This window comes from Chitinimonas violaceus (genome assembly GCF_052601015.1).
On the sequence record NZ_JBQXDJ010000018.1, the window covers coordinates 14,640 to 34,425 of the forward strand.

Genomic DNA, 19,786 nt, shown 5'->3' on the forward strand with positions numbered 1-19,786 from the left:
GTGAAACGGATTCTGATGGGGAAATGCGTTGTTGACTGAGTTACAAATACCAGTTCATGAGCCGGACACCTGCCTTGCAGCGGTGGGTTAGCAACCGCTGCGAAGGAGTGTAGGTACGTCAGCTTCAGTGCTGGTCAGGTGGCTGAGCCACCTGCCATGCGCCTTGCCTGGTTATTGTTTAAGGGATATCGCTTTTTTGGTTATTGTCATTTATCAACGATTGGCCGACTGAGGCAGCTCGGCAACCAGGCGTAGAGAGATCGACAGCTCATCAAGCTGGAAGTGGGGACGTAAAAAGGCAACGGCCTTGTAGACGCCGGGGCGGCCAGGTACTTCGGCCACTTCCACAGATGCCTCACGCAGCGGGAACTGCGCCTTGGCTTCTTGCGAAGCGCCGTCGTCCAGCAATACGTACTGGGAAATCCACTTGTTGAGGAAATCCTGCACATTGCCGGCGGAGGCGAAACTGCCGATCTTGTCCCGCATCATCGCCTTGAGGTAATGTGCGACGCGGGAGACTGCCATGATGTACTGCAACTGGGACGACAGCACGGCGTTGGCATTGGCTGCTTCGCTATCGTATTTCTTGGCTTTTTGGGCGGACTGAGCGCCAAAAAAGGCTGCGTAGTCGGTATTCTTGCAGTGAACGAGCGGAATAAAGCCCAGATCGCTCAGTTCCTTTTCGCGGCGATCGGTTATGGCGATCTCGGTTGGGCACTTGAGTGCGACCTCACCATCATCGGTCTTGAAGGTATGGGTTGGGAGGCCCTCCACCAGTCCGCCACCCTCTACACCGCGTATGGCGGCGCACCAGCCGTAGTTCTCAAAAGCGGAAGTCAGGCGTGCGGCGAAGGCATAGGCGGCGTTTACCCACAGATATTTGCTGTGGTCGGAACCATCGACTTCCTCAACAAAGTTGAAGCCTTCGACGGTTGTGCCGTCCTTGGGGTCATAAGGTAGGCGGCCCAGGAAGTGGGGCAGCGTCAAGCCGACGTAACGGGAATCTTCCGATTCACGGAAGGAACGCCATTTGGCGTATTCGACCGTGTCGAACACCTTGGCCATATCGCGTGGTTTGCCCAAGTCGGTAAAGGTGTCCAGACCGAACAGTTCCGGTGATGCTGCGGAAATGAATGGCGCATGTGCCGCTGCGGCGACATGTGACATCTGTTCCAGGAAATACATGTCGGTAGGCTGGCGGGAAAACTCGAAATCACCGATCAGTGCGGCAAAAGGGGCGCCGCCGAACGTGCCGAATTCTTCCTCGTAGACCTTCTTGAACATGGCGCTCTGGTCAAAATCGATGGCGGTCTGGAAATCCTTCACCAATTCCTTCTTGGTGGTATTGAGCATCTTGATTTTCAGCGACACCCCTGTACTTGTTTCACGGCACAGGTAGTGGAGGCCGCGCCAGGAACTTTCCATTTTCTGGAAGGCCTGACCATGCATGACTTCGCTGAGTTGGGCCGAGATCAATTCGTCGATCTGGGCGATGCGTGCATCCAAAGTGGCCGCCAGATTGTCTGACATCACCACTGTGCCTTGCATGACCTCCTTGACCAGTTCGGAGATCAGGTCTTTGGCGCGCTCATGCTCGGTGCCAGATTTGGCGACACGGCTTTCGGCGACGATCTGGTCGAGCAGGCTGCCCTCGGCAGCAGCTGCTCCAGCCTGAGAATTCGCTTGTTGCATGAGTTCGCTCATTTACTTTTCCTCCCCACCACCGGTTTCCTTGCCCAGCTTCTCGAGTTTTTCGGTGTTACGTAGCACATCATTGAGCAGGTCTTCCAGCTTTTCGCTGCTGGCCACCTTGTTACGCAGGTCGGAAAGCCGGGTGCGGGCTTCGACCAGTTTGTTCAGGGGGTCGATCTGCTTGACGATCTCTTCAGGACGGAAGTCCTCCATCGAACGGAAAGCCAGATCCACGGCAAATTCACCGCCCTTGTCAGTCAGCTTGTTATTCACCCGGAACTTGGCGCGGGGCTCCATCGCGCCCATCACTTCATCAAAGTTGTCGCCATCGATATTTACAAATTTTTTGTCCTTGAGCTTGGGCTGAGCGACAGTCGAATCGCCTGCGAAGTCACCGACCACACCCATTACGAAGGGTAGTTCCTTCTGCTGGATAGCATCGCCTACCTCAACGTCATAGGTGAGTTGGACGCGCGGAGGCCGCACGCGCTGCAGTTTTTTCTGAGTGCTTTCACGTTTTGCCATGATAGATATCCTTATAAACCGAACTTATTTACCTTAGTGCACCGAACGGATCTGCTGAAGGCGTGCTGGGCGCAGGTTGCGGTTTTGCCGTTACCGCTGGCGCAACGGCTGCAGGCGCGGCCGGGGTGGCGGGCGTGTCAGCCTGTGGTTTGGTAGCAATTGGGCGAGGCCGTGGACGCGCTGCCGGTCTGTTGATGGACTTGACGCCTGGAATCAGGATGGATTCGCCTAGCGTATCCCGCAGCTCTTTCACCAATGTTTCGGCTTCGGACTTGTTGGAGTCGCTGAGTGGTGTATCTGCACGGATTTCACTGAGGCTGGTGACAGCCAGACGCATGCTCGATACAAAGATGATGCTGCGCGCCTCGGTACTGTTGGGCGAGCGGGCAAGCGCTTCTGTGGCGGCATCGATCGCTTTGGGGTAGTCCTGACGCTCGAACTGGACCTGAGCCAGCTTGACCCAGACGACTTCGTTGGTCGGGTTCTGCTTGGTGGCCTGAATCAACAATTCCGCCGCTCTATCCTGAGCGCCGGCATTCATCGCTTCATTGGCTTGTTTCAGCAGGGAGTCGGATGACGAGGGGGGGCGGGCGGAACCACAAGCAACCAGGGTGCTGGCAACCAACACGCAAAGCAGCCCATTTTTTAAGCGCGACACGGGAGGATCAAACTTAGTATTCATATTATATTAGTCTCCAGTAAGCCATCTTATGACAAAATAATTCGATAATGCTAAGCTTTCTTTGGTATTAAATGCAATGCGGTGATACCTGAATATTTCAAGAATTAATAAGTGCTAATATTAATTATGTAATATGTTGAAAACCTAAGGCTACTCATGCGGGTAATTCTAAATGCGTTATATGTTGTTGTATTTCTCTGTCTGCTGGCCGGTTGTGCTACGCCGGTAGGCAAGGCTGCCCTGCGTGCTGTAGGGATGGCCGACAAGGACGAGACTGGCAGGAAGCTGAAGCTGGTGATATCGGCGGGAGGCAGCGTAAACAGCGACAGATCAGGGCGTGGGAATGCTGTGGTGCTGCGACTGTTCAAACTACGCAACGCTGACAACTTCCAGGCAATGACCCGTGAGGCGTTTGAGAGTGGTGGCGCTGCAACTGCGGGTTTGAAGGAAGACCTGATCAGCAGCAAGGAGCAGATCCTGACGCCTGGGCAGCAGTATCAGCTCGATGAGCTGCTTCCACCCGATACCCGGTATTTGGGGCTGGTGATGTCGTTTCAGAGCCCACAACCTGTCCGTTGGCGCGCCGTATTGCCAGTCAGCGCATTGGATGATAAACCTCTATTAATTGGCGTACATCGCTGCAGCTTTACCATAACCGAAGGTCTTTCAGATAAAGAATTGTTGAAGACTTTATCTCGCGCCGGGTCGGCAGCATGTAGTTGAATTTACAGCTTTTATATGGTGACCAATTTTTTGGCTTATTTAAAATGGTCACAGTCTTGAGCAATTGCTTTGTCAATGAAAAGTCTGCTATCGAAAGATGAAATTAAAATAGCAGCCTATATAAGCGAAATAATAAATGTCGAATATTCCGCGTGTCCTTTGGGGTGAAGGCTTATTTCTTCGTCCGCAGCATTTTCAACAACAAGATGCTTACCACGATGACAGACTGAATGAAGTCAGTCAGTTACTGCATCCTTATGGCTGGGGCGTGCGCAGTGTTCGCTTCGACGTGGATGCACTGGCGGGTGGGGTCCTGGTGGCACAAGAACTTAGCCTTGTTTTTCCCGACAGGGAGCCATTTGCCGGACCCGGGTGTGATCCCTTGCCCGAGGCATTGCAGCTTAACGCCATGCCTGATCTGCCCGATGCTTTCCTCATCTATGCTGGGCTCCCGCCATTACGCGCCGGTGCGCAGAATGTGCAGCCAGAAGGGGGAAACGATCGTCGCGCCACCCGTTTTGCCATCGATGAAACAGAGACCTGGGATTTGTTCACCAATGCGGCATCGGCCGAGGTGTCGGTGTTGCGTCGGCAGGTACGGCTTTTAACCAGCATGCATTCGCTGGATGGTTGGATCACAGTGCCTCTGGCGCGTGTCCGCCGCAGCCAGACCGGTGGGTTTGAGCTGGATACGGGGTTCATACCGCCCTTGGTCAACATTGCTGCATCCTCAACTTTGCAGTCCATGCTGCGACGCCTCCTGGATATTCTGCAGGCCAAAGTCAGCGCGCTCTATGGGCATCATCGCGAGCCGGGTAAAAACGTGATTGAATTCCGTTCTGGTGACGTGGCGTCGTTCTGGTTGTTGCATACTGCGTCGACTGCCTATGCCAGTCTGTTGCATTTTCATCAGCATCCACTGTTGCACCCGGAGCGGTTGTTTCATCAACTGCTGACTTTGGCGGGTGGGCTGATGACCTTTACCAAGGCTTACAGCCTGAGTGAGTTGCCGGTCTATTCTCACCAGGACCTCACCAGTTCTTTTCAGAAACTCGACGAAATGATCCGGGCGCTGCTGGAAACCGTTATTTCTACCCGCGTCTTCAGTATTGCGATCAGCGAAGTCAAACCGGCTTTCTGGGCTGGTCGGCTCGATTCAGAAAAGATCGATGCGCAGACCCGGTTCTACCTTGCTGTTGCGAGCGCCATGCCGGCGGCAGAATTGGTGGAGCACGCGCCGTTACGTTTCAAGATCGGCGCGCCGGATGATGTGGAGAAACTCGTGCTGTCAGCCATGCCGGGTGTTCGGCTGGTCCATGTGCCTGTGGTGCCCAGCGCGATTCCAGTACGGCCCGGTTCTTATTACTTCGAGCTGGAGCCGAGAGGCTCACTTTACGAGCGGATGCTGCAAGCCCAGTCCTTGCAGATTTATGTGCCTACGGGCTTCCAAGACATCAAACTTGAACTTCTGGCGGTAACACAATGAGTACTTCAGCCACCCCTTCGTTGTTTCCTGGTGGTGCAGCGAACCCACAGAACGGCCGCGCTGGCACTAACGGCAGTAACAAGTCGATGCTTGAGCTTTTGTACGACGGTTTCTACCTGGTGTTTATGCTCAAGCGCTCCTATGTGCCGAACAGTGCTGAACATCTGCGCAGCCAGACTCGTGAGCTGCTCGATACCTTTGAGTCGAGCGCGCGGCGTATGAGTGCAAGCGCGGACGATGTGTTTGCCGCCAAGTACGCTTTCTGTGCCCTGCTGGATGAGACGATTCTGGGCTCGCAGTTCGATATCCGTGATGAGTGGGGCCGTAATCCACTACAGTTGGCGTTTTTTGGCGACCAGCTGGCTGGAGAGAACTTCTTTGTGAAGCTCGATCAGTTGCGTGGCCATGGCGCACCTTCGTTGCAAACGCTGGAAATTTTCCACTACTGCCTGTTGCTGGGCTTTCAGGGCAAGTACATGCTTGAAGCCCCGGAAAAGTTGGCATTGCTGACAGCGCGCCTTGGTGACGAGATTGCTTTTATGCGTGGTAAGCGCACGGGTTTTTCTCCCTTCTGGGCCATTCCGGACAAGGTCAACCATATGCTCAAGGGGAACATCCCTTTGACTTACATCCTGATTGGCATGGCGGCGCTGGGACTGGTGGCCTTCCTTGGTTTGCAGGCGCTGCTTGGTTATCGGGTGGATAGCGAGATGAAGCCATTCAACGATTTGTTGCAATCACCACCACAAGCGGCACATATCACGATCAATCTGCCTTGATTTCGGCATGCATGGGCTTGGCTTGTTGAGGCAGGCCCATGCAATGGGCTATCTTCTAGCAGCCAGGGCACCGATGCCTGGTTCAGGATACACAGCCAATACAACTTGGTGTTGGTGGATGACGTAATGTGCGTCAGACCTCTCCCGCCCAAGATTGCCGGATACAAATACAGATGTGTTTGAAGACGCCGACGCCGAAGAAAACACCTTTACCATCCCGCTCCATGCGCCCTTTCCCAGCATTGAAGGGCTTGCTTGTATTGCTGCTGGGCTTGGCGCTGCCGGTACAGGCCGATATGGCCGAAGCGGGCCGCTTCTTTGAAGATGCGTTAAAGCGCTATGAACGGGGCGACCTGCCTGGCGCCATTATTCAGCTGAAGAACAGCCTGCAGCAGGACAGCAAAATGCTGCCAGCCCATTTGCTGCTGGGTAAAGCATTGCTGAAGAACGGTGACCTGAAGGGCGCAGAGGCGGCACTGGAAGCCGCAATGCAGCAGGGTGTCAGCCCCAGCGAAGTGATTCCGATGCTGGGGCAGGTCTATCTGGCGCTGGGCAAGCCGGAGTCGGTTATCGCCACTGCGCCGGCAGCGGGTTTACCGTTGTCGACGCAGGTGGACGTGCTGTCGATGCGTGGGACCGCCTTTATCGAAATGGGCAAGCCCGCGTTGGCCAGACAGAGTTTCGAGGCTGCGCGTAAGCTGGATCCGCGGGCGGTCAGCCCTTTGATTGCCGAGATTCCATTGTTGTTGAGCAGTAATCAGCTCGATCGTGCGAAACAACTGGCTATTCAGGCCACCGAGTTTGCGCCAAGTAATGCGTTTGCCTGGAATATGTATGCCTCGGTATTGCATGCGGGTATGGACCTCAATGGCGCACTGACGGCTTACGGGCGTGCCTTAACTATCGAACCAAAGCTGGCCGATGCAAGGGTTGCCCGCGCAGCTTTGCTGCTGGATTTACAGCGCGAAGCAGAAGCCAAGGCGGACCTCGATTACATCATAAAGAATATTCCCGAAGAGCCACGCGCTGCTTACTTGCTGGCGCTGATCGCTAGCCAGCACGGGGATGTTTCGGCGACCAACAGGGCGCTCTTGGATGTGGTGAAACTGGTCGATTCGCTGCGCCCGGCTTGGCTGGGGCGGCGTGAACAGTTGCTGATGGTTGGTGCGCTCGCCCACCATGGTTTGGGTAATCAGGAAAAAGCCCGCGAATACCTCACGATGATACTTGCCCGTAACCCTCGAAGTATCGAGGCTCGCAAGCTGATGGCGGGTATATATACGGAGAAACAGGACTACACCCGTGCACTGACCTTGTTGGGCGACTTGCGCCGCGATGTACCGCAGGACCCGCAGGTGCTGTACCTGTTGGGTACGGTACATATGGCGCTGCGCAATTACCAGTTGGCTACCGATCTGCTTAGCCAGGCCGCCGCCAAGGTGAATTCAGGTGAGGTCAACCGTACGCTTGCTTTCAGCCAGTTGGGCATGGGGCAGACCGAAGTCGGGCGGATCAGCCTGGAGCGGACATTTGCTGCGAATCCTTCCGATACGCAGGCGGGTATGGCGCTGGCTGTGCTCTACATGCGGCATGGTGAAAACAAAAAGGCGCTGCAAGCGGCGGAGACGGTGGCGAAAAACAGCCCTGGCAATTTCACGGCGATGAATTTCCTGGGTTCCTTGAAGGCGGCCAATGGCGATATCACCGGTGCACGCCAAGCGTTCAACAACCTGCTGAGTAAGGATCCGCTTTTCCCTGCCGCTGTGCTGAATATGGCCAAGCTGGATGTGAGCGAGCGGCGCTTGGATGACGCACGTAAGCGCCTGACCGATTTTCTGGCGAAGCGGCAAGATAATGCCGATGCGATTTTCGAGCTTGGGCTGCTGGAATTCCGGGCAGGGCGGCCTGCCGAGGCGGTGCGCCACCTGCAGAAAGCGAGCGAGCTGCCACGTAGCGATATGCGGCCTTTCCTGGCCTTGATTGAAGTCTACCGCTCGCAACGGCAGTTCCAATATGCGTTGACGATTGCCAAGAAACTGGCAGCCAAGTACCCAGATGCACCCCCTGCACAGCTTGCGTTGGGGAGAGCCTTTCTGAGCATGGGGGACTATGCTAATGCCCGAAATACCTTGCAGCTTGCATCAAGGCTGGCCGAATACAACACGGACATTCTGTTGGAGATAGCGCGCCTGCAATTGCAGGCAAACAATGGTGATGCTGCGTATTACGATGCGCAGAAGGCATTGCAGGGTCGCCCTGATGATCCAGCTGTCATGGCGTTCCTGGTGGAAATCGAGATGCGCCGCGGCACACCGGTGAAAGCCGATGAAGCGTTGAAAGCGCTGTCGACCAAATACCCGAATCATCTGCTTACCGCCTTGTCGACCGGAGACCTTGCGATGACACGCGGCCAGTACGCCATGGCCCTGGCGAGCTATAGCAAAGCTTTGGAATTGGAACCTTCTACGGCGAATGTGTTGAAAGTGGCGCAGACGTATTTGCGTATGGGGGACGCGGGTAAAGCCGCTTCTTTTCTGGAAGGATGGGTGAAGCGTAAGCCGGACGATTTGGTGGCGCTGAAGACACTGGGTGAAGTGCAATTTCGTGCAGGTCAATTGCAGGCGGCCAAGCAAAGTTTTGCCAAGGCGACGGAAGCCGACCCCAGTGACGCGGTAGCGTTGAACAACTACGCCAACCTTCTGCTCAAGCTTAAGGATGCTTCGGCTGCTCAAGGTGTGGCTGAGCGTGCGCTCAAGCTGGTACCAAACAACCCGGCATATGCCGATACATTGGGTTGGATCCTCGTGCAGCAAGGTCAGCTGGAAGCGGGTCTGCGCTATCTGCGCGAAGCACGGTTACGCAGCCCGGAGGATGGGGAAATTCGTTACCACCTTGCATACGCATTATCCAAAACAGGCCGCAAATCAGAGGCGAAGGAAGAGATGCAGGCTGCTTTAGCTGCCAGGGGTGGGCTGGAGCGTACTGCCGAGGTGAATAAGTTGGTGTCGGAACTGGGTCTTTAGAACCTGTTCACGATCTTACTGCGCAGCTGTGATCAGGGCTTATGTGCTGCTCGAAATCCTCTTGTACTTAAGTACATTCCGGTTTCTGCGCTGCTCTGCACCCCGCTGACAGCTGCTCACGACAGATCTTGAACAGGTTCTTAGAACCTGTGTAACGCAAAGCCTGCTGCGCGTCGGCAATACGGCGTTAAGAACAGCCTCGACATGTTCATTTACCGCCTCATGTACCAACGTACATTCCGGTTTCTGTGTTGCTCTGCGCTCTGCTGACAAGCGCTTGCGACAGATCGTAACTAGGCGCTTAGTGTTCCGCGTGTCGAATTATTTTACAAATCTCCCTCTCTGTTTTTAGGGGTTAGTTGTAAGTTGCTGTAAATAAAAGAAATTTACTCTTTGGCCTCTTTATTGCTTATTTGGGGCAAGACAACCGCCTTACCGAGGGTTAGACCGTGAGAATCCAACTGAAGTGCTTATGCGCCACCCTACTGTTGACGGCTCCAGCATTTGCAGCCACCACGTGGACACTAGGCCCGACGCCAACCTCAGGGATGACTGTTGCCGGATATGCCAACACGGGCGGCACGAACAATTCGACTAATGCCGCCAACAATGGTGCATTGCAGACGATACAGTCGGCTACCACGACGTGGTATTCAGGTGGTGGCATAGGCATCAAGAATGCCGATGCCTGTACCAGTGGCTCGTATTGTGATCTCAACGAAGGCGTCAACCCAGAGCATGCTATCGATAACCAGCAGCGTTACGACATGGTGTTGCTGTCGTTTACCAGCGCGGTCATGCTGACTGGGGTGAAATTGGGTTGGTTCAGCAACGACTCGGATATCACCGTCATGGCTTACACAGGTGCAGGTATTCCGACACTGGTAGGGAAGAAATATACCGAGTTGGCCGGCTGGGCCTCGATCGGCAATTACTCAGATGTGGGTACAGCTTCGACTGCGGCAATCAATGCAGGCAAAGTGGTGTCGTCGTACTGGCTGATTGGGGCATACAACCCGCTGGCGAACCCTAATGGCAGTGTGACGGGTGGCAGCAACAGCTACGATTACATCAAGATTGCATCGGTAACGAGTGACAAACCAAACATAACAAAAGTCGCGGAACCAGGATCCCTGGCTTTGGTTGGGTTGGCTTTGTTGGGGGCAGTAGGTGTGCAAAGACGTAGGCAGCGGGCTTGATATCGGGGACAGTAGAAAATTAAAAACGGCGCTCCAGAGCGCCGTTTTTATTCCAGGCGGTACAACTTGTTTGGCATACATTGCTGTATGTGGTTTTGCATGGTGGTGATTATTCAAACTGAATTGGGTTGGATTTGCCCTGTTTCATCTTGTTATTCCATACGTTCAAATGCCTTAAAAAATGGCGGCGTTATACGCCGCCATTTCATTGTGGGTAATCAGTACGGTGTCACTTGGTTAAAGACAATGCCTTGGGTAGCCTGATCAACACAAACTCTTCATCATCGGGCTGTTTGCTGCCAGCATGGCGGCCCACGCTGAAGGGATAGTTGTTATCGTCCATCACCCCCACGGTGGTTTCGTCGATCACTACGATGTTTTCAATGGTATTGAACGGCATGGCAAAGTTTTCGCCTATACCAACATCGCCAACCGTCATTTGCTGAGCAATACGATTGGGGTCCTTTATTTTCATCAGGTCGACCAATTCTGTTTTGCTCACGTAATCGCCATTGTCGCCCAGTTTGATCTGAATCAGCTTTTTGAAGCCCTTCAAATCGCCTTGCGAGTTATCGCGCTCGACGACAATTCCTTCAGTGGCATTGTAAAGAACGAAATCGCCGATATTGGTCGCTTTGTCATCCACCTTGTATTTGAATTGCCTGCCTGTGTAACTGCGGCTGGCAAGGTCGAACTCGCTGATAAGCAGCGTTTTTGCATCGTGGCCAGTTAAAGGCTGTTCCAGCATGGGGTAAAGCTTGCTGCCATCGCTTGAAATCGCCATGCCTTCAAATCCACCCGAGCGTTTGGCGCGGAAAGGAGTGGACGTGGCGGTGCTGCGATAAGGCCAGTACATGCCCGCCATCCAGGGTGTGTTCTTACCGTCCTCACCTTGCATATTGGTGCCGTCGTCACTGGACGGATCGGGATAAATGGGGAAGTCGCCAAACAAGTAGACAGTGCGGATGGCAGGGAATTTTTCTTGCACCCTGAGCAAGGTACGGAAGTCGAAGCTCTGGATATCGGCACGGGCCTGCATATTGTTGGTGACGATAATGCCAGCCAGGGTATCGGTCAGTTGATTTACCCCCACGGTGCGTTCACGGTAGACATTACCGTGGCTGTCGGTATCGGAGCGCGGGTTGAGTTTGGTTTCGATATTGAAGCGCACAGCTTTGGCGTTGGCGACGCGTTTGCCTGCATCGGGGTGATTGGCACCGGCGCCTGTGCTGTAGTAGGCGATATAGGCATTGACCAGGTCAAACATATCCTGGGTCTTCGGCATCACATAAGGACTGATGTAACCCTTGGCGTTGGCGACTTGTACCGATACTGGCGAAAGCGCCGGGTCGTTCAGCTGTTCCGGCCCACGAAAGACCTTGTCGCAAACAAAGGTGGACTGGATCTGCGCGACGGTCAGGTTCTTGATCAGCACTTCGTCCGCAAAGGTATAAGGTATGCCGTCGGCACGGCGACATTTCTGCGCTTCGATGTAGGGGTCGTGCTTGACGACGGATACGCCATCTTTGCTGATACCGGTGTCGGTTTCCAAGGTGGTCATTAGGTTGTCCAGCGCGACTTCATAGGCTGGCAGGGTATTCTCAGGGCGCAGATTACGGCTGCCCCGATGGCCCTGTGCGTCAAACTTGTTGATGTCGATGCGGCCGTCGGCCAGTAGATAGTCGCCCGGCACACCGTCGTTGTTGGCGTCGAATTCCTGTGCGGCTTGTAGCAGCAGATCGGTACGGTCGGAAATGATGCCGCTTACGCCAGCCTTCATCAGCTCCAACATGCGTGGCTTGTCGTTCACCGTCCAGGTGACAACGGAATAGCCTGCGGATTTGAGTGAAGCCACATCAAAGATTTCACTGGTGGCAGGGGTAAGACCCGGCTGTGGGTTGGCACCGCGTGCGTAGTGAGCATTGGGGCTCGACTTCACGCCATTCACATCGTATTGGAGCTGCACGTTGTAGGGCGAGAAAACGGGCGGTCGGGTTGCACCAAAGCGCTGCGCATGTGCGCGGGCGGCATTCATGATGCGCAGTGCACTGGCCTCCTCGTTGTAGGGGTTCTGCGGAGAGCGGATGAATTTACCGGGGTTTTCGCTATCAGGCAGCGGGATGGGTGCTTCGAGCAGCACACCGTTCTTGCTGGTATGCAGCAGGAACGGGCCGAATTCATCGCCGAACCAGAGCGTACCGTCACTCGCGCGTTGCATCGATTCGATGTCGAAGTCAGCGCCAGTTAACAGGCGATCCGTCGTGAACTCGTTGGTGATGGTGAAGGGGACGAGCTTGTTGGGGTCCTGCAGTGAGATGAAACTTTCCACCTTGATACTGCCATCGCCGCCCGCAGGGGATTTGAAACTCGGACGCAGGGTGTAGACGCGCAGGTAGAAGTCAGCTGAATTCTCTATGGTGCCGTAACCGTTGTCGGTCATGGCGAGGAAGGTGCCATCGCTATTACGCAGCGTGGCCGAGAAGCCCTGTACCGGTTGCTTGTCGAAGGGGGTAGTCTGCCCGTTCAGATCGCCGTTGAGGTAGTGGCCGGAACCGGGACCCTCGGCAAAGGTGGCGGCTGGCAGGATAGCCCGGCCGGCCAGAATCGGTTCGCTGTAGGCGGCGGTTGGTGGTGTGGGGGTGTCATCACTGTTACAGGCACTCAATATTGCGATGCTGCTGGCCAGCAGGGTAAATCGGATGACGTGTTGCGTACGTCGAGGGGACGGCATGCCAAGCTCCTGGGACTAGTCGTAGGTGGCTCGGATGATAGGGCCGTGTCATGAAGTCTTATTGACGATCCGGTTACCTAGGCATGATTTCGCGGTCTGGCGTTGTCTAGGCGAGACAGGTTGATGTATCCACCTGCGTACCGGTGGGGGCGTCGGTTTCTGTTCCGTTGGTATACCGTTATCTGTATCGGTCGCGGTGGTGCCCGATAAGTTATCGTCCAAGCCTGTTTCTATGTTTCGTGTGGCGCATGCTAAAGCTCATTCCCTTACCAGCCTTGGCGGCTGGGTTTATCACTGTGCTGGTGGGCTATACCAGCTCGGCAGCAATTGTTTTCCAGGCAGCCCAGGCGGCAGGTGCAAACCACGCGGAAATTGCTTCGTGGTTGATGATATTGGGCTTTGCGATGGGTATTACCTGCATTGGCCTGTCTCTGCGTTATCGCATGCCGATTGCGACAGCATGGTCTACGCCCGGTGCAGCGCTGCTGGTGACCAGTCTCGCGGGGTACTCCATGGCTGAGGCGATTGGCGCGTTTATCTTTTCCGCAGCGCTGATCACCCTGACCGGTGTAACCGGTTGGTTCGAACGCGCGATGAAGTATGTGCCGCTTTCCTTGGCAGCCGCCATGTTGGCGGGGGTGCTGCTCAAATTCGGTATGGCGGCGTTCGGCGCGATGCAAAGCCAATTCTGGATAGTGATGCCCATGTTTCTGGCGTACTTGCTGTTCAAGCGTTTGCTGCCACGTTATGCCGTCATGGTGGTATTGGTGGTGGGGTGTGCGCTGGCTGGCATACTGGGTTTGATCCAATTCGAAGGGCTGAACTTTGCGATTGCGTCGCTTGTCTGGACAACGCCTGAATTTAATTGGCGTGCGCTGGTCGGAGTAGGTTTGCCGCTCTTTGTGGTGACCATGGCATCGCAGAATATTCCGGGAGTGGCGGTATTGCGTTCCTGCGGCTACCAGCCACCAGTTTCGGCTTTGATCAGCTGGACAGGGTTTACCAATCTATTGCTGGCGCCATTCGGTTGCTTTGCCTTGAACCTGGCGGCTATCACTGCCGCCATCTGTGCCGGACCGGAATCTCATCCTGACCCGACTCAGCGTTTCAGGGCATCGATCGCGGCGGGTGGCTTTTACCTGCTGTTGGGTCTATTGGGTGGGTCAGTCGGGGCGTTGTTTGCAGCCTTTCCCAAAGAGCTGGTGCTGGCTATTGCTGGTATTGCGTTGTTCGGCGCACTGAGCAGCGGATTGGCATTGGCCATGCGCGAAGATGACCAGCGCGAGGCGGCATTGATCACCTTTCTGGTGACAGCATCTGGCCTATCGCTGGGTGGAATAGGTTCGGCTTTTTGGGGATTGTTGGCGGGTGGCTTGGCGCTGGCGGTTTTCAATGGACGAGCCAAGCATAGATCTAAGTCTAAATCTTGAACGTTACGGTCTGTGAATATGAGGAGCGGGATGTGAGCGGTGTGGGTCCTTGGCGGTTGATACTTGCGCTAGCCTTGTTGTTGATTCTGCAAGGCTGCGCGGGGTTGGCCTATGTGGGGCAGGCGGCCAATGGCCAAGCCGAGGTATTGAATAAGGCTCGTCCGATCAGTGAGTGGCTGGCCGACCCGACCACACCGCCCAATGTACGCACCAAGTTGGCTTTTGCGCAGCGAGTGCGTGCGTTTGCTGTGAAAGAGCTGAATCTACCCGACAATGCGAGTTATACCCGGTATACCGATCTGGGCCGTCCTTATGCCCTGTGGAATGTTGTCAGCACTTTGCCCTTGTCGCTAAAGCCGGTGGAAAGCTGCTTTCCGATTGCGGGTTGCTTGGCTTATCGCGGTTATTACAAAGAGGCAGATGCGCAAGCCTATGCGCAGCAACGGAAGGCGCAGGGCGATGATGTCTACGAGTACGGTATTCCAGCCTATTCCACCTTGGGTTGGTTTGAAGACCCATTGCTCAATACGACGCTGCGACATGATGACGCCACGCTGGCGAGGTTGATATTCCACGAACTGGCGCACCAAGTGGTGTATGTACGTGACGACAGCGCATTCAATGAAGCCTTCGCCACGGCGGTGGAGCTGGAAGGGTATGAGCGTTGGCTGGCTGTGGAGGGGCAGCCCGATGCGATGGAGAAATATCGTCGGGCAGAGATTCGCCGCGAGGCATTCCGTCAGCTGATTCTGTCGGCGCGTACGGCGTTGGACACGATATATACCGGTATGCAGACAGATGAGGAAAAGTTGGCAGCCAAAGCGGCAGTGTTGAATAAGCTGGCGGCAGACTATGCCGCACTCAAGTCTGCACATGGCGGTTATATTGGCTACGATAGCTGGTTTGAGCCCACGCCAAATAATGCCCACCTGGCTTCGGTGGCGACGTATCACGACAAAGTACCGGCATTTAGGGCATTGTTCGCGCAGTCGGGAAGCTTTTCTGCGTTTTATGTGGCGGCTGCGACACTGGCGCAAAAAAAGAGGGCCGCTCGCGACGAAGCGCTGGCGGCCCTTGGAGTGTCTGTTTTTTCAGGGGAGAAACAACAGGGTTTTGATCGGGAATGATCAGGTGTTGCCGCTACAACCTATTTGTTAGGACAGGTTGTTTATGACAACGGGTTAATTTTGCTTGTCATCAGCATGGGGCACTATGGGTGCTTACCCCTATTTGCGTGTGGAATAGTTTCGATATATGCAAATGACATCATTTGGCGTGAAGTATCTTATGCGTCGAGAGGTAACCATTGCGATGAGAGTGCAGCAAAGCGAGATTTGGCGCGCTTGTACGGGTAGAATGCACTCAATTCAAGCAGCTGGAGTTACCCGATGAAATGTCCTTTCTGTGGCGCCCTTGACAGCCAAGTGGTGGATACCCGGGTTTCAGAGGAGGGCGAGAGCATCCGACGCCGCCGTAAATGCAGCAGCTGCGATAAGCGTTTCACCACATTTGAGGTGGCGGAAATCCGGCCGCCACAGGTGGTCAAGGCCAATGGCAGCAGGGCGGACTATGAGCAGGATAAAGTCCGCGTCAGTTTCCAGCGCGCTTTGCACAAACGCCCGGTGCCTACCACGCTGGTTGATGAAGCCATTGTTCGTATCGATCAAAAAGTATTGGCAGTGGGTGAGCGCGAGATCGATTCGCGCCGCATCGGTGAGATGGTGATGGCGGAGTTGGCCAAGCTGGATAAAGTGGCTTACATCCGTTTTGCGTCGGTATATAGAAGCTTTCAGGACGTCGACGATTTCCAGGACGCGATCCGCGAGGTGAGCAGGAAATGAAGGTGGATCGAGCTGATCTGACCCGAGCCGAGGAAGTTGGCCTGTTGCAGTCCGGGCAAGCCGAGGCCTTATGGTCATTTCTCTCCATGCAGCCGCAAACCACAGCACAGTTTCGGTTTGCCCATATTCTGTATTACCTGGGTGGGATGATCGCCATTGGGGCGATGAGCCTGTTCATGACCGTGGGGTATCAGACCTGGGGGCCTGTTTCACTGACGGTGTTTGCCGGGGCTTACGGTTTCCTGGCATGGTGGATCGGTGTCTGGTTTCTCAATGCCAAGCAATTGCCTATCCCGGCAGGCATACTTTTTACCCTTACCATTGTGTTAGTGCCCTTGGCGGTATATGGCATTGAGGCGGCGCTTGGCCATTGGGAAAGTGGTGGGGCGTTATATAGCGATTATCACCGCTATATCGATTGGCGCTGGTTGCTGCTGGAGCTCGCCACCCTGGCGGCAGCGGCGGTCATGCTATGGCGTTATCGGCTGCCGTTCATGACCATGCCGGTGGCGGTGACGCTCTGGTATATGAGCATGGATGTCGCTGCGTGGATTGCCTTCGGGGTGGAAAACGATGCAGCGGACTGGACCTATTACGATGGCCTGTGGAATTTGCGCAAGCTGGTTTCCCTAGGATTCGGCCTTGTCATGCTGATTATTGCGCTGCGTATCGATTTGACCACGCGGCATGATAAGCGTGACTTCGCTTTCTGGCTTTATCTCTTTGGACTGCTGGCCTTTTGGGGGGCGCTCAGTTGTATGGATTCAGGCAGCCAGTTGGGCAAGTTCCTTTATTGCCTGCTGAATCTGGGCTTGATCTTTATCAGTGCTGTATTGGCACGGCGGGCATTTGCAGTATTCGGCGGTCTTGGCGTGGCGGGGTATCTTGGCTATCTGTCCTGGAGTGTGTTCAGAGACAGTCTGTCGTTCGCATTTGCCCTGAGTCTGATCGGTTTGGCTGTTGTCTTTGCGGGCGTCTGGTGGAATAAGCATGGTGAAGCCTTGGGTAAAAAGTGGCGTCGGCAGTTATCGCCACAACTGGCTGAATTGATCGAGAGCCGTACGTGAACTTCAGCGCAGACGATTACCAATACATGGCCCTGGCCTTGCAGCTTGCAGAGGGGGGGCGGTTTATCTGCGCGCCCAATCCTGCGGTTGGCGCGGTGTTGGTGCGCGATGGCCGCATTATCGGCCAAGGTTTTACCCAACAGGCGGGTGGTCCTCATGCCGAGGTAATGGCCCTACGCGATGCGGCGAAGCATGATGAGACCGCTAAGGGTGCAACCGCTTATGTCAGCCTCGAGCCTTGTGCACACTATGGCCGTACGCCACCTTGTGCCAAAGGTTTGATCGAAGCGGGCGTCAAGCGGGTCGTGGCTGCCATGCAGGACCCGAACCCGTTGGTTGCGGGCAAGGGGATGGCGATGCTGCGTGAGGCGGGTATCGAAACAGAAGTCGGTCTGTTGGCGCTTGAAGCGCGCGAGTCGCTCAAAGGTTTCCTTAGAAGGATCGAACGCAACCGGCCCTGGCTGCGACTGAAGATCGCCGCCAGTCTGGATGGGAAGACGGCACTATCAAATGGCGAGAGCCAATGGATCACCGGGCCTGCGGCGCGTGCCGATGTACAGCGGTTGCGTGCACGATCGTGCGCCATGCTTACCGGCAGCGGTACCGTGCTCAAGGACGACCCTTTGCTGACTGTGCGGGAAATTGATGGCGAACCCTGGCAGGGCCGCCAGCCTATGCGTGTGGTGCTGGACAGTCGTGCTCAGCTGCCGCCCGATGCCAAGCTGTTGCATGCGCCGGGTAAGACCCTTGTGATTACCGCCAATGCCCCAGACAGCCATATTGCGGCATTGCAGGCGGCGGGGGCCGAGGTGCTGGCATTGCCTGATGCCGCTGGCCGGGTGGATTTGCCCGCCACGCTGACGACGCTGGCTGAACGTGGTGTCAATGAAGTTACGGTCGAGGCCGGTGCCCGCCTCAACGGTGCATGGCTGCAAAGTGGTCTTGTTGATGAAATCGTCTTTTACCAGGCACCCGTATTGTTGGGCGGCTCGGCCGCCGGCATGGCCGACTTTTCCCTTGAACGGCTGGCCGACAAATTGACACCCTTGGTAGTTGATATGCGCCATCTCGGGCCGGATATCCGCTACACCTTACGCTTTACGCCCTCGATCAAACCGTGAGTGCTCCAATGTCCGATCAAGCTGTGCAGTTCAAAGATCACTTTTCCCGGCAGTCTTCCGCCTATGCGCAATATCGCCCGAATTACCCAGCGGCATTGTTTGACTGGCTGGCCAGTGTGGCGCCCGCACGGGCGCTTGCCTGGGATGTGGCAACAGGTAGTGGCCAGGCTGCCGTGGCATTGGCGACGTATTTCGACCGGGTGATTGCGACAGAACCTTCACAAGGCCAGCTTGCAAATGCCGAGCAGCGGCCCAATATCGAGTACCGCAATGAAGCGGCTGAAGTATCGAGCCTGCCTGATGCCAGTGTGGACTTGATTACCGTTGCGCAGGCGCTGCATTGGTTCGATCTCCCGCGCTTCATGCAGGAAGCGGACCGTGTACTCAAGCCCGGCGGTGTTCTGGCGGTGTGGTGTTACGAAGTATTCAGCTGCGACCCTGCGGTAGATGCGCTGGTAGGTGAGTTCTACCACGACACTGTGGGCCCGTACTGGCCGCCGGAGCGGCGCTGGATTGAGCAAGGCTACGAAGGCTTGGTCTTCCCACACCCCAGGATCAGCCCTCCGGCGTTGGATATGGCCTTGGATTGGAATCTGGCTGCCTTGGTCGGATATCTGGGTACTTGGTCTGCCACCCAGCGCTATAAAGAAGACAAAGGCCACGACCCATTACCCGAGTTTGTTGATCGACTCGCTGCTGTTTGGGGGGATGCAGCCCAGCCCAAGCGCGTGAGTTGGCCTCTGAAGTTGCAAGCCTGCCGTAAACCGGTGGGTAACTGAATCCTATAACCGGCCTTGCCAAGCGCAAGCGAAAGGAAGCGCATGTTTACCGGCATCATTGAAGCCACCGGAAAAATCGCGACGGTGCAGCCCCTGGAAGGAGAAGGTCTTCGGGTAATGATTGTCAGCGAGCATCTTGATATGAGCGATGTGAAAATCGGTGACAGTATTGCTGTCAACGGCGCTTGTATGACGGTGGTGGCCAAGACGGCGCATAGTTTCAAGTACGATATTTCGGCAGAGTCGTTGCGATGCACTTTCGGCCTGGAAGATCCGGGCCGCGAAATGAACCTGGAAAAGGCGTTGCGTTTTGGCGATCGTCTCGACGGACACTTGGTATCCGGCCATATCGATGGCACGGGCGAGGTCATGAAATTCGTTGAAGTTGGCGAAAGCTGGCAGCTGGTGGTGCAGGCTCCCAAGAACTTGTCCCGTTATATCGCCATCAAGGGTTCCATCGTGATCAATGGTGTGTCGCTGACGACCAATAACCTTAAGGACATGCCGGATCGTTGCATCCTGTCGGTGAACTTGATCCCGCATACGGTCGAAGTCACCAACCTCAAGCATTTGAAGGTCGGCGAAAGAGTCAACCTGGAGGTTGATATGATCGCGCGTTACCTGGAGCGTATGCTGCCTGAGACCGAACCTTTCGAAGCACTTAAAAAACGCATGGGTAAGGTCTGACCTACCTCGTCCGGAAATAAC

The 19,786-nt window shown here is 55.3% G+C and carries 16 protein-coding genes; 12 read left to right on the top strand and 4 right to left on the bottom strand.

Translation table 11 applies throughout. From position 1 onward, the window contains the following. Positions 1-213: 213 nt before the first annotated feature. The 3 genes from tssC to ACUHMQ_RS08475 are packed head-to-tail and all read right to left on the bottom strand — an operon-like array spanning position 214 to position 2,899. Entirely contained in the window at positions 214-1,704 is a 1,491-nt protein-coding gene (gene tssC / locus ACUHMQ_RS08465) for a type VI secretion system contractile sheath large subunit (protein ID WP_445295019.1), read from the bottom strand. Further along, entirely contained in the window at positions 1,705-2,217 is a 513-nt protein-coding gene (tssB, locus tag ACUHMQ_RS08470) for a type VI secretion system contractile sheath small subunit (RefSeq protein ID WP_445295020.1), read from the bottom strand. Positions 2,218-2,245: 28 nt separating this feature from the next. Further along, a complete protein-coding gene (locus tag ACUHMQ_RS08475) occupies positions 2,246-2,899 on the bottom strand; it encodes a tetratricopeptide repeat protein (RefSeq protein ID WP_445295021.1) in 654 nt (217 codons plus the stop codon). Between the two features lie 156 nt (positions 2,900-3,055). Between ACUHMQ_RS08475 and tssJ the strand changes: the two genes are divergently transcribed. The 5 genes from tssJ to xdp1 all read left to right on the top strand — a co-directional run bounded on the left by tssJ (position 3,056) and on the right by xdp1 (position 10,109). Next, entirely contained in the window at positions 3,056-3,622 is a 567-nt protein-coding gene (gene tssJ, locus ACUHMQ_RS08480) for a type VI secretion system lipoprotein TssJ (RefSeq protein ID WP_445295022.1), read from the top strand. A 136-nt stretch (positions 3,623-3,758) separates the two neighbouring features. Beyond that, a complete protein-coding gene (gene tssK / locus ACUHMQ_RS08485; RefSeq protein ID WP_445295023.1) occupies positions 3,759-5,108 on the top strand; it encodes a type VI secretion system baseplate subunit TssK in 1,350 nt (449 codons plus the stop codon). Next, positions 5,105-5,887, top strand: a complete 783-nt coding sequence (gene icmH / locus ACUHMQ_RS08490) for a type IVB secretion system protein IcmH/DotU (RefSeq protein WP_445295024.1) — start codon at positions 5,105-5,107, stop codon at positions 5,885-5,887. The genes tssK and icmH overlap by 4 nt, the downstream gene beginning before the upstream one ends. A gap of 224 nt (positions 5,888-6,111) precedes the next feature. Beyond that, the gene (gene prsT / locus ACUHMQ_RS08495) at positions 6,112-8,910 is read left to right on the top strand and encodes an XrtA/PEP-CTERM system TPR-repeat protein PrsT (protein ID WP_445295025.1); all 2,799 of its coding nucleotides are present in this window, start codon (positions 6,112-6,114) and stop codon (positions 8,908-8,910) included. A 449-nt stretch (positions 8,911-9,359) separates the two neighbouring features. Then, positions 9,360-10,109: an exosortase-dependent surface protein XDP1 gene (gene xdp1, locus ACUHMQ_RS08500; RefSeq protein WP_445295026.1), complete on the top strand. Its 750-nt coding sequence runs from the start codon at positions 9,360-9,362 to the stop codon at positions 10,107-10,109. 229 nt (positions 10,110-10,338) lie between these two features. On the opposite strand, the gene ACUHMQ_RS08505 is transcribed toward xdp1, so the two are convergent. Beyond that, positions 10,339-12,840, bottom strand: coding sequence for an esterase-like activity of phytase family protein (locus ACUHMQ_RS08505; protein WP_445295027.1), 2,502 nt, complete (start codon positions 12,838-12,840; stop codon positions 10,339-10,341). Positions 12,841-13,088: 248 nt separating this feature from the next. On the opposite strand from ACUHMQ_RS08505, the gene ACUHMQ_RS08510 reads away from it, so the two are divergent. The 7 genes from ACUHMQ_RS08510 to ACUHMQ_RS08540 all read left to right on the top strand — a co-directional run bounded on the left by ACUHMQ_RS08510 (position 13,089) and on the right by ACUHMQ_RS08540 (position 19,765). After that, positions 13,089-14,270, top strand: a complete 1,182-nt coding sequence (locus ACUHMQ_RS08510; protein ID WP_445295028.1) for a benzoate/H(+) symporter BenE family transporter — start codon at positions 13,089-13,091, stop codon at positions 14,268-14,270. A gap of 32 nt (positions 14,271-14,302) precedes the next feature. Next, complete coding sequence (locus tag ACUHMQ_RS08515) at positions 14,303-15,397, top strand: aminopeptidase (protein ID WP_445295029.1); 1,095 nt, start codon at positions 14,303-14,305, stop codon at positions 15,395-15,397. A 261-nt stretch (positions 15,398-15,658) separates the two neighbouring features. Beyond that, positions 15,659-16,111, top strand: coding sequence for a transcriptional regulator NrdR (nrdR, locus tag ACUHMQ_RS08520; RefSeq protein WP_445295030.1), 453 nt, complete (start codon positions 15,659-15,661; stop codon positions 16,109-16,111). Continuing rightward, on the top strand, positions 16,108-17,178 hold the full coding sequence (locus ACUHMQ_RS08525; RefSeq protein WP_445295031.1) for a DUF2157 domain-containing protein: 1,071 nt from the start codon (positions 16,108-16,110) through the stop codon (positions 17,176-17,178). Before nrdR ends, ACUHMQ_RS08525 begins: the two co-directional genes overlap by 4 nt. After that, the gene (gene ribD / locus ACUHMQ_RS08530; protein WP_445295032.1) at positions 17,175-18,299 is read left to right on the top strand and encodes a bifunctional diaminohydroxyphosphoribosylaminopyrimidine deaminase/5-amino-6-(5-phosphoribosylamino)uracil reductase RibD; all 1,125 of its coding nucleotides are present in this window, start codon (positions 17,175-17,177) and stop codon (positions 18,297-18,299) included. Before ACUHMQ_RS08525 ends, ribD begins: the two co-directional genes overlap by 4 nt. Positions 18,300-18,307: 8 nt before the next feature. After that, positions 18,308-19,078, top strand: coding sequence for a class I SAM-dependent methyltransferase (locus ACUHMQ_RS08535; protein ID WP_445295033.1), 771 nt, complete (start codon positions 18,308-18,310; stop codon positions 19,076-19,078). A gap of 42 nt (positions 19,079-19,120) precedes the next feature. Then, positions 19,121-19,765, top strand: coding sequence for a riboflavin synthase (locus ACUHMQ_RS08540; RefSeq protein WP_445295034.1), 645 nt, complete (start codon positions 19,121-19,123; stop codon positions 19,763-19,765). Positions 19,766-19,786: the final 21 nt, after the last annotated feature.

Excerpts from the sequence above, each read along its gene's own strand:
- prsT (WP_445295025.1), top strand. The coding sequence starts at position 6,112 with ATGCGCCCTTTCCCAGCATTGAAGGGCTTGCTTGTATTGCTGCTGGGC.
- ACUHMQ_RS08540 (WP_445295034.1), top strand. The coding sequence starts at position 19,121 with ATGTTTACCGGCATCATTGAAGCCACCGGAAAAATCGCGACGGTGCAG.
- tssK (WP_445295023.1), top strand. The coding sequence starts at position 3,759 with ATGTCGAATATTCCGCGTGTCCTTTGGGGTGAAGGCTTATTTCTTCGT.
- ACUHMQ_RS08510 (WP_445295028.1), top strand. The coding sequence starts at position 13,089 with ATGCTAAAGCTCATTCCCTTACCAGCCTTGGCGGCTGGGTTTATCACT.
- nrdR (WP_445295030.1), top strand. The coding sequence starts at position 15,659 with ATGAAATGTCCTTTCTGTGGCGCCCTTGACAGCCAAGTGGTGGATACC.
- ACUHMQ_RS08535 (WP_445295033.1), top strand. The coding sequence starts at position 18,308 with ATGTCCGATCAAGCTGTGCAGTTCAAAGATCACTTTTCCCGGCAGTCT.
- ACUHMQ_RS08475 (WP_445295021.1), bottom strand. The coding sequence starts at position 2,899 with ATGAATACTAAGTTTGATCCTCCCGTGTCGCGCTTAAAAAATGGGCTG.
- icmH (WP_445295024.1), top strand. The coding sequence starts at position 5,105 with ATGAGTACTTCAGCCACCCCTTCGTTGTTTCCTGGTGGTGCAGCGAAC.
- tssC (WP_445295019.1), bottom strand. The coding sequence starts at position 1,704 with ATGAGCGAACTCATGCAACAAGCGAATTCTCAGGCTGGAGCAGCTGCT.
- tssJ (WP_445295022.1), top strand. The coding sequence starts at position 3,056 with ATGCGGGTAATTCTAAATGCGTTATATGTTGTTGTATTTCTCTGTCTG.
- ACUHMQ_RS08525 (WP_445295031.1), top strand. The coding sequence starts at position 16,108 with ATGAAGGTGGATCGAGCTGATCTGACCCGAGCCGAGGAAGTTGGCCTG.
- tssB (WP_445295020.1), bottom strand. The coding sequence starts at position 2,217 with ATGGCAAAACGTGAAAGCACTCAGAAAAAACTGCAGCGCGTGCGGCCT.
- ACUHMQ_RS08505 (WP_445295027.1), bottom strand. The coding sequence starts at position 12,840 with ATGCCGTCCCCTCGACGTACGCAACACGTCATCCGATTTACCCTGCTG.